This is a genomic window from Myroides sp. NP-2, from assembly GCF_014145665.1.
Lineage (GTDB): Bacteria > Bacteroidota > Bacteroidia > Flavobacteriales > Flavobacteriaceae > Flavobacterium.
Window position 1 is genome coordinate 23,446 of the sequence record NZ_JACHTD010000017.1, and the last position, 16,383, is coordinate 39,828.

General features: G+C 36.6%; 14 protein-coding genes. 9 read left to right on the plus strand and 5 right to left on the minus strand.

The window, feature by feature from the left end; all coding sequences use genetic code 11:
- Positions 1-14: 14 nt before the first annotated feature.
- The 6 genes from H4K35_RS13880 (at position 15) to H4K35_RS13905 (ending at position 10,137) form a co-directional block, all read left to right on the plus strand.
- Complete coding sequence (locus tag H4K35_RS13880; RefSeq protein ID WP_182628561.1) at positions 15-1,547, plus strand: histidine kinase; 1,533 nt, start codon at positions 15-17, stop codon at positions 1,545-1,547.
- A gap of 105 nt (positions 1,548-1,652) precedes the next feature.
- Positions 1,653-4,256 carry a zinc-dependent metalloprotease gene (locus H4K35_RS13885; protein WP_182628562.1) on the plus strand — a complete coding sequence of 868 codons (2,604 nt, stop codon included), beginning with the start codon at positions 1,653-1,655 and terminating at the stop codon, positions 4,254-4,256.
- Positions 4,257-4,282: 26 nt separating this feature from the next.
- Positions 4,283-7,636: a SusC/RagA family TonB-linked outer membrane protein gene (locus H4K35_RS13890; protein ID WP_182628563.1), complete on the plus strand. Its 3,354-nt coding sequence runs from the start codon at positions 4,283-4,285 to the stop codon at positions 7,634-7,636.
- Positions 7,637-7,650: 14 nt separating this feature from the next.
- Complete coding sequence (locus H4K35_RS13895) at positions 7,651-8,976, plus strand: RagB/SusD family nutrient uptake outer membrane protein (RefSeq protein WP_182628564.1); 1,326 nt, start codon at positions 7,651-7,653, stop codon at positions 8,974-8,976.
- Between the two features lie 113 nt (positions 8,977-9,089).
- A complete protein-coding gene (locus H4K35_RS13900; protein ID WP_182628565.1) occupies positions 9,090-9,854 on the plus strand; it encodes a LytTR family DNA-binding domain-containing protein in 765 nt (254 codons plus the stop codon).
- Between the two features lie 67 nt (positions 9,855-9,921).
- On the plus strand, positions 9,922-10,137 hold the full coding sequence (locus H4K35_RS13905; protein WP_182628566.1) for a hypothetical protein: 216 nt from the start codon (positions 9,922-9,924) through the stop codon (positions 10,135-10,137).
- Positions 10,138-10,144: 7 nt separating this feature from the next.
- On the opposite strand, the gene H4K35_RS13910 is transcribed toward H4K35_RS13905, so the two are convergent.
- On the minus strand, positions 10,145-10,642 hold the full coding sequence (locus tag H4K35_RS13910) for a YkgJ family cysteine cluster protein (RefSeq protein WP_182628567.1): 498 nt from the start codon (positions 10,640-10,642) through the stop codon (positions 10,145-10,147).
- 67 nt (positions 10,643-10,709) lie between these two features.
- Between H4K35_RS13910 and H4K35_RS13915 the strand changes: the two genes are divergently transcribed.
- From H4K35_RS13915 to H4K35_RS13925, 3 genes are all read left to right on the plus strand, one after another.
- Positions 10,710-11,429, plus strand: coding sequence for a bifunctional 2-polyprenyl-6-hydroxyphenol methylase/3-demethylubiquinol 3-O-methyltransferase UbiG (locus tag H4K35_RS13915; protein WP_182628568.1), 720 nt, complete (start codon positions 10,710-10,712; stop codon positions 11,427-11,429).
- Between the two features lie 144 nt (positions 11,430-11,573).
- Positions 11,574-12,080, plus strand: a complete 507-nt coding sequence (locus H4K35_RS13920; RefSeq protein WP_182628569.1) for a hypothetical protein — start codon at positions 11,574-11,576, stop codon at positions 12,078-12,080.
- Between the two features lie 143 nt (positions 12,081-12,223).
- Positions 12,224-12,817, plus strand: a complete 594-nt coding sequence (locus tag H4K35_RS13925; protein WP_182628570.1) for a hypothetical protein — start codon at positions 12,224-12,226, stop codon at positions 12,815-12,817.
- Positions 12,818-12,874: 57 nt separating this feature from the next.
- On the opposite strand, the gene H4K35_RS13930 is transcribed toward H4K35_RS13925, so the two are convergent.
- The 4 genes from H4K35_RS13930 to rpsT all read right to left on the minus strand — a co-directional run bounded on the left by H4K35_RS13930 (position 12,875) and on the right by rpsT (position 16,374).
- Positions 12,875-13,282, minus strand: coding sequence for a DUF2059 domain-containing protein (locus H4K35_RS13930; RefSeq protein WP_182628571.1), 408 nt, complete (start codon positions 13,280-13,282; stop codon positions 12,875-12,877).
- Positions 13,283-13,318: 36 nt separating this feature from the next.
- Complete coding sequence (locus H4K35_RS13935; RefSeq protein ID WP_182628572.1) at positions 13,319-13,954, minus strand: 7-carboxy-7-deazaguanine synthase QueE; 636 nt, start codon at positions 13,952-13,954, stop codon at positions 13,319-13,321.
- 257 nt (positions 13,955-14,211) lie between these two features.
- A complete protein-coding gene (gene typA, locus H4K35_RS13940) occupies positions 14,212-16,008 on the minus strand; it encodes a translational GTPase TypA (protein ID WP_182628573.1) in 1,797 nt (598 codons plus the stop codon).
- 114 nt (positions 16,009-16,122) lie between these two features.
- On the minus strand, positions 16,123-16,374 hold the full coding sequence (gene rpsT, locus H4K35_RS13945; protein WP_002987410.1) for a 30S ribosomal protein S20: 252 nt from the start codon (positions 16,372-16,374) through the stop codon (positions 16,123-16,125).
- Positions 16,375-16,383 lie beyond the last annotated feature (9 nt).

Sequence of the window (16,383 nt, forward strand, 5' to 3'; positions counted from 1 at the left end):
AAGTTGTACTTTTTATGAAAAAACTCCTGCTTTCACGTAGAACACTTTTGAGTATTGCAATTGCCATTGTGAGCATTACCTCTGTGGCAATTTTGTTCTTGAGTAATTCTATCAACAGCAGTTACGAAGAGACCTATCAAGATATTATCAAAAAAAGTTTTAACCATCGAAAAAATGCGTTAGAAGAAGAGTTTAAAAAATTTGACAATCAGCTACACTTGTTGGCGGATCTCGTTCAGGAACCCCCCTTAGATCAGCTTCAATTTAAGTATAATGTGGTCAATGAGATACAACCCTATAACAGCATACCTAGCTATAATTGGTATATCGTTATAGATTCGACCCAACACATAGAAGAACACAACCTAAGTCCAGATTCAGTAATGCCGTTGGAAACGCCTTTTGTGCAACAGCTGATACACCATCAACCGCTAACAAATACCAATACTTTCATCCAACTTCATCAGGATTTGTATTGGGTCATTTGGACCTATATAGAAAGAGAGCATAAACGCATTTTAACGGGGTTTACCTTTGACCTAAATGAACTCCACAAACACCTGACAACAATTGACATCACCACGCCAAACTACGCTTATATATTCGCAGCAGATGGCACCTGTATTTATCACCCTGAAATCAGTTTAATAGGGAAGAACGTCTTTGAAGTTTCCTCGACAACAAGTCGAGATACAACCACCCATAAAAACAATAAATCCCTTCCCCAAGTCGTTCAATCTGAATTTTTAAACTTAGAAGTATATCGCTTTTTTACGGCTTTTAACGTAGCCAGTTTTAAAGGGTATATCAGTATAAATTTTCCAAAAGTAAATGTAGATGAAAACGTAATTCCCTTGAAGCGAAATACTTATTTAATTTTTATTAGCTCGATATCAATCATCCTCCTATTGCTTTACTTTTACAATTTAGAGAGCAAACGCGCTTATAAAGAAAAAGAAGAGTTAGAGAAGTTGACTAAAGAAAAGGCTTTGATCCAACTCAAGCAGTTGAAAAATCAGATTAACCCCCATTTTCTCTTTAATTCTTTGAATTCGCTGTATATGCTCATTACCATTGACAGTGATTTAGCACAGCAATTTACTTTAGATTTGAGTCAGACCTACCGCTATTTGATTCACTCACCCAACAGCAATTTAGTTGAATTGGACGATGAGTTAAAATTCATTGAACAATACATTGCTCTACATCGCATTCGATTTCCGAAGGAACTACACTTTGAAGTCATCGATAAACGACAAGCGCCTACGCTCACTAAGATTCCTTATTTAGCCTTGCAAATTGCAGTTGAAAACGCGATGAAGCACAATATTGCTACGATAGAAACGCCGTTGTTGATCCAAGTAACCTTAACTAATGAATACGCAACCGTGATCAATAATATTCAACTCAAGGAGCAAAAAGAAGAAAGCGAAGGATTTGGTTTGTTCTATATTGCTTCAATATACCAATACTATCAAATAGACACCTTTGAAACCTATTCACATAATGAGACTTTTACTTGTATTTTCCCCTTGATCAATTGTTAAAATATCCACTCACTCCCAAAATAAATCCACTCACTCCTTAAAATTTTAAGTTTAACAAGAAGACCCTTAGCTTTATCCCTTACTTAACTTAAACTTAACATTGTAATGAATCGAAACACGGTTAAACTAAGTATCAGTACTTTAGCGTTACTAGGCTGTTTGACACAAACACCAACGGGCTTACTATACGCCAAAGAGAAGAAGACTGAAAAGAAAGCAGAGCAGAAAAAGGGGGAGGAAAAAGAAAAAGACTCTACTGATACGAAAGAGAACAATTACGCTGATTTAATAAAAAAGGGAACCTATACCAAAGGGCTATTTAATGTTATTCAAGTCAAAACGGATGTTTATTTTGAAATACCGGATAGTTTATTAAACCGTCAGTTTTTGTTGGTGAACAAGCTTTCGCAAGTGCCATTGGAGATCAATGATGCTGGGGCGAATAAGGGGATGAATTACGAGAACAAATTGATTACGTTTCACAAGGATACCCTTGCAAACAAAATTTGGGTAAAAACAGAAACGCCTCGTGTATCTTCTCCTAAAGAAGATGCGATTACACGTTCGGTTGCGGACAACTTTATCGAATCGATATTGGAGGTTTTTGACATTGAAACCCAAAATCCAGATTCAACGGCTACCGTTATTAAGGTAAACAAGGTATTTGATGGAAATCAAAAGAGTTTTAACGATGTTTTATCAGGATTGAGTTTACCTACCTCAATCAAGACGAATCTATCTTATATTGAGGGAATCAAGACGTTTCCAGAAAACATTGTGGTAAAATCCATGATGACAACTAGTGTGAATGAGGGGTCTGGTGATGTATCGGTTTCCATGGGAGTAACGACGAATATCGTTCTGTTATCAAAAGAGCCGATGCAACCGAGAATTGCGGATAAACGCGTGGGATATTTTACGGAGAAACATTGGTACTTCAGTGATGCCCAACACAAAATGGACGAAAAGGAATTCATTACCAAATGGAGAATGGAGCCAAAAGAAGAGGATATTGAAAAATACCTCCGCGGTGAGTTAGTGGAACCAAAAAAACCGATCGTATACTATATTGACCCTGCGACACCACCACAGTGGAGAGAGAAAATAATTGCAGGTGTACACGATTGGCAGGTTGCTTTTGAACAAGCAGGATTCAAAAATGCAATTACCGCTAAAGAGCCAACTGCAGAAGATACCGATTTTGATATTGACGACGTGCGTTACTCTGTGATTACTTATGCTGCTTCTCCAAAATCCAATGCGATGGGCCCTTCAGTAATTGACCCCCGTAGTGGAGAGATTATCGAATCAGATATCATTTGGTGGCACAACGTTATGACATCGGTCCACAGCTGGATGCGTATTCAAACAGGTCCTATTGACGAAAGAGCTCGTGCGAATAAATTTAGCGATGAACATATGGGAGAAGCAATTCGATTTGTATCCTCTCACGAAGTTGGACATACTTTTGGTTTGAAGCACAACATGGGAGCTTCTTTTGCTTTTCCTGTTGACTCTTTACGTTCAAAATCTTTTACAGATCAGATGGGCGGGACAGCACCATCAATCATGGATTATGCGCGTTACAATTACGTAGCTCAACCCGAAGATAAGGTAACCGCTATAACGCCACAAATTGGATTGTATGACAAATACGCCATTGAATGGGGATACCGCTGGTATCCAACCCAAGAACAAGAGAAAAAAGCACTTCGCCAAATGATTGAAGATCATCAAGATGATCCGATGTATTTTTACGGTGAACAACAAAGCTACTTGAATATCGTCGACCCAAGATCACAATCTGAAGATTTGGGTAATGACGCAATGAAAGCTAGCGAATATGGATTAAAAAATTTAAAAATAGTAGTAGAAAATATAATTCCATGGACCTATGACCAAGGAGAAGATTACTATGAAGCTGGAAAATTATACATGGGCGCTATTGGACAATGGCAAATGTATAATCAACATGTTTTAGCTAATATTGGTGGTGTTTATTTAGATCATGCTGTATTCGGAAACAACAAGAAAGCATATCAACCCGTGCCTTACGAAACACAAAAGAGAGCCGTTGAGTATTTGAGCAAAAATGTGTTCACTATTCCTAACTGGTTATTCTTCAATGACATCAATGAAAAAACATACAGCTTAAAAGATTCTCCTGTCGGTCCATATGAATACTCGCCTTACTCCTTAGCAAGAGAATTGCAATACACGGCTATTTATCACCTGTTTACAGATGAGCGTTTACTTCGTCTTTTGGAAAATGAAGCCTTGCAAACTCAGACTAAAGGAGAAAAAGTATATACGGTTCAGGCGTTATTTGATCAAGTAAGAGGGGATATTTTTGCCTCTACAAAAAAGGGGAAATCACTTTCTATTCTGGAGCGAATGACACAAAAAAACTACGTTGATGCACTCATTATAGATGTGAACAAACTATTTGAAAAAACAAACAAAAAAGGGTTAATCCTTGAGCAATCTTTGCAAATGCCTACCTTGTGTAGAGTTTCATTGAACGACAATCAGGCGCGCAACATTAACTATACCGTAATGAAGCGAGTGTCAGAGGTAACGAGTTACAAGAAAGGTGAATTATTTGCCATTCGAAAACTTGTCAACAAAAAAGCAAAATCAGGTGATGCAGCGACACAAGCTCACTATGCAGATTTAGCAAATAGAATTAACCAAGCATTAGGTATATAAAACTAACAACCTTACTTTTTAAGAAAATGAAAAAACTATTTCTTTTATTTTCGTTCTTCACCCTAACTTTAGCCTTTGCGCAAGAGAAGAGAACGATTACAGGTTTTGTTCAAGATGCGAGCGACAAATCGGGCTTACCTGGAGCATCTGTTATTGTTGAGACACAAAGTGTATCTACAGAAACAGGTCAAAAAGGGGTTATCGAAAGTACGAGTATCGGAACAATGACAGATTTCGATGGTAATTTCACCCTTGATCTTCCAAAAGATACAAAAGCAATTCGCGTTAGCTTTATTGGCTATGCGTCCAAATTAATTCACTTAACGTCTAAGACGCATTATAGCGTAGCCTTGGGAACAGATGAAAACATCTTGAACGAAGTGGTGATTACAGGATACCAAACCATTGAGAAACGCAAGTTAACATCTTCAGTTGCACAAATCAGCATGGCTGATATTGAACAAGGAGGTGTAGCGAGTGTTGATCAAATGTTAGCAGGACAAATTGCTGGAGTGGCAGTAACTACCCCAACAGGTGCTCCTGGTGGACCAGCGAAGATTAGAATTCGCGGTAACGCTTCTTTAAACGGCCCTCAAGATCCACTATGGGTGATTGATGGAATGCCTTTGGAAGGAAACAATTTGCCCAATTTTAACGACAAAGAGAATATCGACCAATTGCAAAACTTCTCCATAGCAGGATTAAACCCAGATGACATCTTGGATATTACCATCTTAAAAGATGCTTCTGCAACAGCAATCTACGGTGCAAGAGCGGCAAATGGAGTAATCGTGGTAACGACCAAAAAAGGTAAAAAAGGAGCGATGAAAGTGAATTTCTCAGCGAACACCTTCGTCAATGAACGTCCTCAATTCTCTAAACTAAACCTGATGAATGCATCGGAAAAAGTAGATTTAGAGTTAATGCTTGCTGGTAGAGCTGACATCAATAATTTGCGCTCAGGGCAAGGAGAAGTAGCGAGAATCTTAAATAGCAACAACGAATTAGACGCTTATAGAGCCGGCGGATTTAACTCGCTTTCTCCCGAGAGTCAAAATGCAATTAATCGCTTGAGATTAATGGATACCGATTGGGGAAAAGAACTCTACCGCCCTACCTTCAACCAACAGTATGGACTAAGCATTTCTGGTGGTGGAGAAACCTCTGATTACTACTTCTCTTTGGGATACTACAACGAAGAAGGAACAACATTTGGTACTGGATTTGAACGTTACAATATTACGTTGAAAAACAACTTTCAATTAAGTGATAAGCTAACTGCTGGAGTGTCCTTGTTTGGAACTCAATCGAAAAAATCAAGCTTTATTTCTGATAGAGACGCAAGTGTAAACCCTGCTAACTACTCGAGAAATGCCAATCCATACCTACAGCCTTACAATGAGGATGGAAGCTTTCAATATGACAAAGACATCAATGGAATTAACGATACCTATATTCCATTTAACTTTTTAGAAGAGCGTCAAAATACAAGTTATGAATTAGTAAACCAATCGCTAAAAGCAGTTTTCGATTTGAATTATCAGGTTTTTGATGATTTAAAAATTACGTCTCAATTGGGATTACAACTTGAAAATAACGACACCGAAAAATACCTCGGAAAGGAAACCTATAACACGCGTAAATTCAGAGAAAGTAGTAAGTATTACGACAGTGCTTCAAAGCAGTTTAAGTACTTAGTTCCCGATGGTGGAATCATTGAGAACTTTGCTGACAACTATTTCCAATACAACTGGAAAACACAAGCAACCTATAACGCTATCTTCAATGACATGCATGAAGTAGATGTTATGGTGGGTACGGAAATTCGCAAAGAAGAGCGCAAACAGATCAAATCAAAAGGATATGGATATGATCCGTTGACTTTAACTACGATTGATCTTGTTCTTCCTGAAGGACACAGCAATTCCAATAAAAACCTATACGAAACCTATAAGAGAACAAAAGGAGAAGATGCCTATGCTTCTTTCTTTGCAACAGCTTCTTATACGTATGATAGAAAATATACACTATTTGGTAGCGTGCGTTACGATGGTTCAAATTTATTTGGAGTAGATCCTAAATACAGATACCTGCCGTTATGGGCAATTTCAGGTTCTTGGTTAGTGTCTAATGAAAAATTCATGGAGAATATTGACTTTATCAATAATTTCCGTTTACGTGCATCCTACGGATTACAAGGAAACATTGACCGTACAACGTCTCCATTTGTCATTGGGGAATACAACTCAACTTCTATCTTACCAGGATATCCAGAAGGTACAATTCAGGTAACGAATTTGCCAAATGGTACATTGAGATGGGAAAAAACAACCAATACAAACCTTGGTTTCGACTTAGGTTTATTCAACAATCGAGTATCAATTGAATTTGATGCTTACAACAGAAAAAGTACAGATTTGATTGGCTTACGCGCCCTTCCTTTTGAAACGGGCTTTGAGTTTACAAACATGAACTGGGCACAAGTAACAAACAAAGGATATGAAATTTCATTGACTACGCGTAATATTGCTACGCCAACATTTTCTTGGACGACAACCTTTAACTTTGCTCACAACAAGAGTAAAGTAGATCGCATTCAAGTAAATGACGGAGAGTATTTACCATCTCGTGAAGGATACGCAGTAAATTCTGTTTTTGTATTGAAAACAGCTGGATTAGATGACAATGGAAATCCGTTATTTTGGCAAGATGGCGAAAAAGTTTCCGCCAAACAGTTCTTTAAACTATACGACGCATGGGAAGATATCATGCCTGGTTATATGGTTGGTTCAGAATTAAGTGCAGAAGACTCAAGAAACCTATTTACCTATGCAGGAGATCGAGATCCTAAGTTTACAGGAGGAATCATCAACACGTTTAAAATTAACAATTTTGATTTCACTATTTCCGCTGCATTTAACTTAAAACAAACGGTATTGCGTACCCCTTCTTACAATTCTGCCTTGGTAGATCCTGGAAGAAATTACACGAAAGAGGTATTAGATATGTGGACGCCTATCAACAACACTGGAACTCTACCTGGATTAACAGGAAACGATCCGTATGATGGTACAGATAACTGGATGTTAACTAAATGGTTTGATTATGGCGGAGCCCCTATTAACTATTACAACTATTTGGATATTTGGGCAAAAGAAACGAGCTATTTGCGTATCAGCAGCCTACGCCTAGGATATACCTTACCAAAAGCCGTATTGGAAAAATTGCGTTTAGAAAATGTGCGTTTTACAGTTGAAGGAAGAAACTTATTTGTATTTGGTACCAATTACAACGGCTACTTTGACCCAGAAACATACGGAAACATTTACGCACAACCTATCCAACGATCGTTTACTTTAGGATTAAATGTAACCTTCTAACCCTTTTGATTATCATGAAAAAACTATTTTTATTTATCGGATGTATCAGTCTAAGTGCTACAACAGTTAGTTGTGATAAATTCTTAGACATCGAACCAGAAGGAAAAATCATTCCCAAAACAACGGATGATTACAGAAAATTTTTAACCTCAGCATATCAAGCATATCCCAATCATAAATCGCTAACGACTGTTCGAACAGATGAAGTGCAAATCAACATGATTGAGGACAGTGAGATTATTACTGTGCGCGATATTTATGCTTATAACGATCAAAACCCTGATGCAAGCACAAAAGAATTTCCTTACGAAACACTGTATAAGGTAATTTTTTATGCGAATTCAACGATCAATGATGGTTCGAAAACCATGCAAGAAGGGGATACAAAAGAGCAACTTTTAGGTGAGGCTTATGCCCTCCGTGCTTTGGCCTATTTTGATTTGGTGAACCTATTTGCTAAACCTTATAATCCAGCCAATGCAGCAACAGAACCTGCTATTGTTATACTAAATCAAGTCGAGGTAAACAGCAAAAAACCAAAATCGACGATGGCTGAAGTATACGCTCAAATTCATGCCGATATTGAACAAGCAAAGAGTTTATTAAAAGTTAGCACCTATGATGCAGGAAGCAATTACCGTTTTTCTAAACTGGCCATTTACGCCTTAGAAGCACGAGTGAATTTGTTTCAACAGCAATACCAACAGGCTATAACTAGCGCTGAAAATGCTATGGCGATCAAGAGTAACTTACAGAATTTGAACACCACAAAGGATGTATCGGTAGCCAATTTTAAATCGGTAGAATCCATTATGAATTTAGAAGATGTCTATACCCAAAACTTCAATAAGTTCATCTATGTTTCTGAAGAATTAAAGGCGACTTTTGACGTGGAAAATGATTGGCGTTACGCTGTATCATTTGACAAAATTGGTGAGCAACTCGTTGTAGTTAAAACAGGAAATGACGCAACGCGTATTACCTTTAGAACAGCTGAATTGTACTTCATCAAAGCCGAAGCTTATGTGTTTTTAAATCAATTGGATCAAGCTACACAAGCATTAGCTCCAATTCTTGAAAACCGATACAAACCAGAAGCTGCAGCAGTCCTATTAGAACAACTAAAAGGATTCAATCAAGCACAATACAAAACCTACCTATTGGAAGAACGCTTCAGAGAATTTGCTTTTGAAGGACAACGTTGGAATGACTTAAGACGATTAGATCAACGAAAAATTGTTCACAAATTAGGTAAAGACGAATTTATACTACAACAAAATGATCCGCGTTATACCTTGCCGTTCCCAAGAAAAGCAAGAGAAAACAACCCAAATTTATAGCCGGTGACACTGCAAAAGCTACCAGAAATGGTAGCTTTTTTTATTTTCTCCCCTCCTGAGCTAGTAAACGAATTTTTAGAACATTGAACTTTTTAGTACTTTTACCAAAAAAAGTGCGTATAGCAATTGTCGAAGATGAAGCTCTAGCAGCAAACTATCTTAAGAAATTATTACTTACTCAAGACATCCTTCCCCTTGGGGTTGGAGATATCGTTATGCTATCTTCGATCAAAGAAGCTACAACCTTCTTTTTTCAACACAGCGTAGATCTAGTCTTTATGGATATTCACCTAGGCGATGGAAAAAGCTTGGAGATTTTCGACAAAATTGCTGTTAAAAGCCCCGTAGTCTTTATCACCGCCTACGAAAACTACGCTATTGAAGCCTTTAAACAATTTGCTATTGGTTACATCCTAAAACCCTTCAATAAGTCGGCATTAGACGAGGTATTGCTCAAGTATATCACCATAACCAAACACTTACAGGAAGATCAACTTCCAACGACTAAAGCTGTAGATGAACCGACAACAGATAAGCCTAAAGATCGCTTTTTAATCCATGATGGCCATCGACTAAAATCAATCGAAACGAGTGAAATCGCCTATTTATTTGCCTCTGGAAAACACTTGTTTTTACACACCTTTGCTGATGAACGCTTCATTTACGACGATACGATAAAAGCTATTATTGCCAAACTTGACCCTAAAACATTTTTCAAAATTAACCGCAGCTTTATCGTTAATATCCAAGCAATCAAAGAAGTTATCCGTCACAACAGCCAAAAAATCGAACTTGTTTTGAATGTTCAAAGCGAAGATCAGCAACATATATTTGTAAGTAAAGCCCATATTGCTCCGCTCAAAGATTGGTTGAGTTAAAGTAATCTTTCCCTATATCTCGACTTATTTTTTTTGATTACATTTGGGTAAAACAAAAATATACACCATGAGTATAGGAGATTATATCGTTAAATTAGTAGACGGCATTTTAGATTTCTTTCAATTAATCAAAGATTATGTGGATGACGCATTGCGTATTTTCGAAAAAATAAAAGAAGTTGTTTTAGATATTATTGCCTACTTTTCAGATGCGATTGAAGATTTCTCCCAAGAAGCTTCTACGCTATTTCAAGACGCGGAAGAAGAGTACTTCTTTATCTAATCAGCTTTTATTTTAGTATGATTTTCTTTTTCATTTGCTCCACTACTTCAAAAGCAGCTGGACAGATTGCTACGTTTTCTAGCGTCAAATTAGCAATCTGTTGAAACTTTTTTCGATCTGTATGTGGGTATTCACGACATGCTTTGGGACGTACATCGTAGATCATACAATAGTTTTCTGCGTCTAAGAACGTACACGGCACTTGTTGCAAAACGTAGTCGTTGTCTTCGTCAATTCGCAAATACTGATCGATAAATTGTTGAGATTTTAAGCGCAAATGCTTGCTGATGCGTTCAATATCCGCACTCGTAAATAAAGGTCCTGTCGTTTTACAACAATTGGCACAGGACAAACAATCTGTTTTTTTAAATACTGCCGCATGGATTTCTTCCATCTGATAATCTAAATCCTTAGGTGGTTTCTTTTGTAGCTTCGCAAAATATTTTTTGTTTTCATTATGCTTATCTTTGGCTAACTTTGGAAGCTGTTGCAGTATTTTATTCATTCCTTTATTTTTTGAAGGACAAAATTACAACAACTCTCTTTTTTATAGATTAAAAATCAAAGAAAAAATGAAAGACCTCATTGGCCAAGCAATTTTAGATTACCAACTCACCCAAAAACCAGCTGTAATTCTAACAGAGACTGATATTTCCGAAGCAGAAGAAATGGATGTTTCCTATTGGTTTCGCTCCTATAAAGAGATGCCTGAATTGGAACAACTTGCCTTAAAAAAGAGCAAAGGAAAAATTTTAGATATTGGCTGTGGCGCAGGTTCACATGCCCTCTACTTACAAGAAAAAAATTTAGACGTAACGGCAATTGATATATCACCTAAAGCGGTTGAAGCTTGTCAATTGAGAGGTGTGAAAAAAGTACAACTCCTAAACGTTTTGGATCTAAAAGATCAACAATACGATACCCTCCTACTCCTAATGAACGGAACGGGTATTTTTGGTCGACTGATTCACATCACCCGATACCTAGAACACCTCAAGAGTTTATTGACTCCTACGGGACAAATCTTAATCGACAGTTCGGATTTGATTTATATGTTTGATGAAGATGAAGACGGTGGAAAGTGGATTCCGATGGATAACAAGGACTATTATGGCGAACTGGTCTTTCAAGTACACTATAAGGGAGAAACAGAAGATGCCTTTGATTGGCTCTATTTAGATTATAATACGCTTCAAAATGCTGCACACGGCAGCGGATTGGAATGTGAACTAGTATACGAAGGTGAAAATTACGAATACCTCGCGCGATTGACAAAAAAGGAAGCTAAATAGCTTCCTTTTTTTATGCCTTTTTGTGGGGTTTTCAATACAAAAATTTACATAAAAGGGATGATTTGCGTATATAATTGAAATAAAAAGAAGGAAAGGTATGATACTTGATTTTATTTAAACGTTAAACATTTAAAATCATATAGCATGAAAATTTTACTATTCGCTCTGCTTGGTTGCTGTTTCTTTATTGGTTGTTCCTCAGACAATCACGAAAGTATTTCAACCCAATCCGATCAAAAATCAATTTACTTAAAGAAAAACCTACTTGATATTTTAAAACTATCTAATGAAGAGATAGATACATTCAAAAACTCCATGTTTTTTGACACCAATGGAGCCTTATTCTCATGGAATAGTGACCTACTTGAAAAAGCATATTCTTCGGATAAAAAATACACTGCAGTTTTAACTTCTATCATTAAAGAACTAGGAGGAAATCCAAATAGTATAACAGTAGTCGATAGACATGCTAATGAAAAAACATTCTATATTGATCATTCTTTTGAAAATCCTGATTTCCTTCAAAATGAATCAAAAATCAAAAAAGAGGATTGGGTCGCACATAAAGATTACATCAAAAATAACGATGGAATATGTACCCCGTTTATTGGACAGACCTGCATCTATGTATATCCATCTCATAAAAAATGAAAAAGATCCAACGGATACTAAGCTGTATACTTGTGCTATGTTGCGCTTGTAATTACCACACACCTAAAGATGAATACCTACAAAATCATCTTCCCAAAATACTAAACCTTGAACGATCGGAGATTGAAGCTTTTAAAAAAAACATGTTTTTTGATAGCCTTGGTCGACTTACTTCATGGAATAGTGATCTGTTAGAAAAAGCCTATACCACAGACGAAGAGTACACCACAATATTAACCCATTTAATTGGGGAATTGGGAGGAAAACCAGATCGGATCATTGTTGTTGATCACGATAACAATGAGAAAATCCTCTATCCTTCATTTTACGATAAAGAGAAATGTAGCTATCCTTTACTAGAAGTTCAAGGTTGGGATGCTTTGTTCTATATTACTTCGACAAACTGCGGCGCTTGCATAACTGGATATCAAGCCATGAATGAACTTGCAGCTAAACACAATGACAAAAAATTAAAATTTATTGCACTGTTCGATAAAATAGACAATATAGATAATTATAAAAAAGGACTCTTACATCAAGAAAATGGCTTCTTAAGTCCAACTTGGTTACTCCTGCAAAACAACGATTTAGTCCACTACTTAACCACACAATACCAAGACAGTTTAGGTGTTCCTCATATATTCTTTAGAAAAAAGGGCAACGAAATTGGTCCACTGTTTAAATCTACAGAACTCAATCTCATCGATGGTTTTATTACAACAAACTACGGAGAGTAGGTCTTCAAATCAAAAAAGCCTAAGCAAATTGCTTAGGCTTTTTTGATTCTATGTATCTTACATTTCCATGTATTTCATCATCAATCCTTGTAATCCCATCCCCCATTCTGTACCAACAGCTTGACCTTTATCATACAAAACTTTATTTTTTTCGTATAATTTTTTTCCAATTGGGGTTTCGTAAAGTTTAATTAACTCCTTCATTTCACTAGGTGTAAACTCACTCATATAAATTTCAGCCATTTGAGATTTAAAATCAGCCAAACTAGCCTCAAATTCTTTTTTAAAATCAGCGCGTTTCGCTTCTGGAATATTTTGTATAATCTCTTCTGTTAGGTAGTCAAAGGTTTTCATTTGACCACTTACTTCTAAATATTTTTCAGCATCTGCTTTAAAAGCTGCATCCTGTGCAAAACCGAAATGTCCAGCCAACATAAATGCTGCAACTACTATAATTTTTTTCATAATTGTATTTTTTGATCGAGTAAATATAAAACTATACTAAGGAATATCCAAGTATTTATGGGTCTGAAGCGAGATTTTCCACTGCGGATTTTTCTTCACATATTCTATAATTAAAGGCATCATCACCGCGCGTTTACTCCATTCTGTTTGCATCAAAAGCAGCGCATCTTTATTCACCTTGGCAGCTTGTTCCTCTGCAAAAATAAAATCGTGTTTGTTGTAGATAACCACCTTTAATTCATTTGCCGCTTCATATGCGCTTGCTGTTGGCAGTTTTGCTTTTTTAGGTGATAAACACACCCAGTCAAAATCACCAGACATCTCATAAGCCCCAGACGTTTCTATATTGGTTTTTAACCCTGCTTCTTTTAATTTTCGGGTGAGATAATCCAAATTATACATTAGAGGTTCTCCGCCTGTAATAACGGCTAAATTAGCCACTGCTGCTGCATCGGATACTATTTGTTCCACTGGAGTTAACGGGTGTAATTCCGCATCCCAGCTTTCTTTAACATCACACCAATGACACCCTACATCGCATCCTCCTAAACGAATAAAGTAAGCCGCATGACCCGAGTAAAATCCTTCCCCTTGAATGGTGTAAAACTGTTCCATCAAAGGCAATACTTTTCCTGCGGTCAATGCCTCATTTTCTAGGTTTTCCTTTATCATATTAAACTAATTATTGACTAGTAACCTTTACCCTATAAAGGTAAAATTACGTTGCAAATATACAGTAAAAACGCGAATCTCTTGTTTTCTACTATCTTATTCCTTGAGGTAATTTACAAGTAAAATCAAAGCATCCTTTCATGTCCCTCCCTGCCTTTACCCCTATTGTAATCTTCCTTTGAAGGAGAAGAGGTGTAAGCAAAAAAAATCCAGAGGAACAATTCCTCTGGATTATATATTTAAAAACGCCTAAACGCTTAGATTTTATTGCGCTTACGATCTGTTTCTTTTAAGAAGATTTTTCTCAAACGAAGTGATTTTGGCGTTACCTCAACGTACTCATCTTTTTGAATGTACTCTAAAGCTTCCTCTAATGAAAATTTAATTGCAGGAACAATTTTCGCTTTATCATCTGATCCTGATGCACGAACGTTTGTCAATTTTTTCGTTTTTGTAACGTTAACCGTCATATCATCTCCACGAGAGTTTTCTCCAATTACTTGTCCTTCGTAAATATCTTCGTTTGGATCAACGAAAAACTTACCGCGGTCTTGTAATTTATCAATAGAATAAGGAATTGCTTTTCCGTTTTCCATAGAGATTAAAGATCCGTTGATACGACCAGCAATTTCTCCTTTGTACGGTTGGTACTCTAAGAAACGGTGTGACATAATCGCCTCACCCGCTGTTGCTGTCAACAATTGATTTCTCAATCCGATAATACCTCTAGAAGGAACTAAGAATTTAATGATCATACGGTCACCTTTTGGTTCCATACTCAACATTTCTCCTTTTTTCAACGTTACGTACTCTACACCACGTCCAGATAAGTTCTCTGGAATATCGATTGTTAACTCTTCTACTGGCTCACATTTAACTCCATCAATTTCTTTGATGATTACCTGTGGCTGACCAATTTGAAGTTCATATCCTTCACGACGCATTGTTTCAATCAAAACAGATAAGTGTAATACACCACGTCCGAATACCATAAATTTATCCGCACTATCAGTTTCGTTTACGCGTAACGCTAAGTTTTTCTCTAATTCTTTGTTTAAACGGTCTTTGATGTGACGAGAAGTAACAAATTTACCTTCTTTACCAAAGAATGGAGAGTCATTAATTGTGAACAACATACTCATTGTTGGTTCATCAATTGTGATAGTTGGCAATGCTTCTGGATTTTCAAAATCAGCGATCACATCTCCAATTTCAAATCCTTCAACTCCTACAACCGCACAGATATCACCTGCATATACTTCAGCTACTTTTTTACGACCTAATCCTTCAAAAGTATGAAGCTCTTTAATTTTAGATTTTACGATTTTACCATCGCGTTTAATCAAAGAAATATTCATTCCTTCTTTTAATATTCCACGGTGTAAACGTCCAATTGCAATACGGCCTGTAAACGTAGAATAATCCAAAGAAGTAATCAACATTTGTGGGCTACCTTCGCGTACTTCTGCCGCAGGGATGTGCTCCAAAACCATGTCTAATAACGGTTCTAAGGAATCCGTTTGTTGTTTCCAATCCGTAGACATCCAGTTGTTTTTAGCAGAACCATAAACGGCTGGGAAGTCCATTTGCCATTCTTCAGCACCTAATTCGAACATTAAGTCGAATACTTTTTCGTGTACTTCTTCAGGCGTACAGTTTTCTTTATCCACTTTGTTGATAACCACACAAGGCTTCAATCCTAAACTGATAGCTTTTTGTAATACGAATCGAGTTTGTGGCATAGGTCCTTCAAATGCATCTACAATTAAAAGAACACCATCAGCCATATTCAATACACGCTCTACTTCACCACCAAAATCCGCGTGACCTGGAGTATCGATAATATTAATTTTAGTTCCTTTATAACTTACAGAAACGTTCTTTGAAACGATCGTAATTCCTCTTTCTCTTTCGATATCCTCGTTGTCTAAAATCAACTCTCCAGAAGTTTCATTTTCACGAAATAACTGACAGTGGTGTAATATTTTGTCCACCATTGTTGTCTTACCATGGTCAACGTGTGCGATAATTGCAATATTCCTAATTTGTGTCATATAAGGATTTTAAAATTATATTAGTATTTATTGAAATGTATAGTATAAACAAAAAAAGCCCTCATGGAATTGAGAGCTTAGTGTATGTCTTCTATAAACACAACCTATTGCTTCTTATAAAGCAGCAACGTGTTTTGTCAATTTAGATTTTAAATTAGAAGCTTTGTTAGCATGAATGATATTTTTCTTAGCTAGTTTATCAATCATTGCAACAACTACAGGTAATTTATCAGCAGCATCTTTTTGATCTTCAATCAAACGTAAAGCTTTGATCGCGTTACGTGTAGTTTTATGCTGATATCTGTTTAATACTCTCTTTTTTTCGTTACTTCTAATTCTTTTTAAAGCTGACTTATGATTTGCCATTTTTTAAAT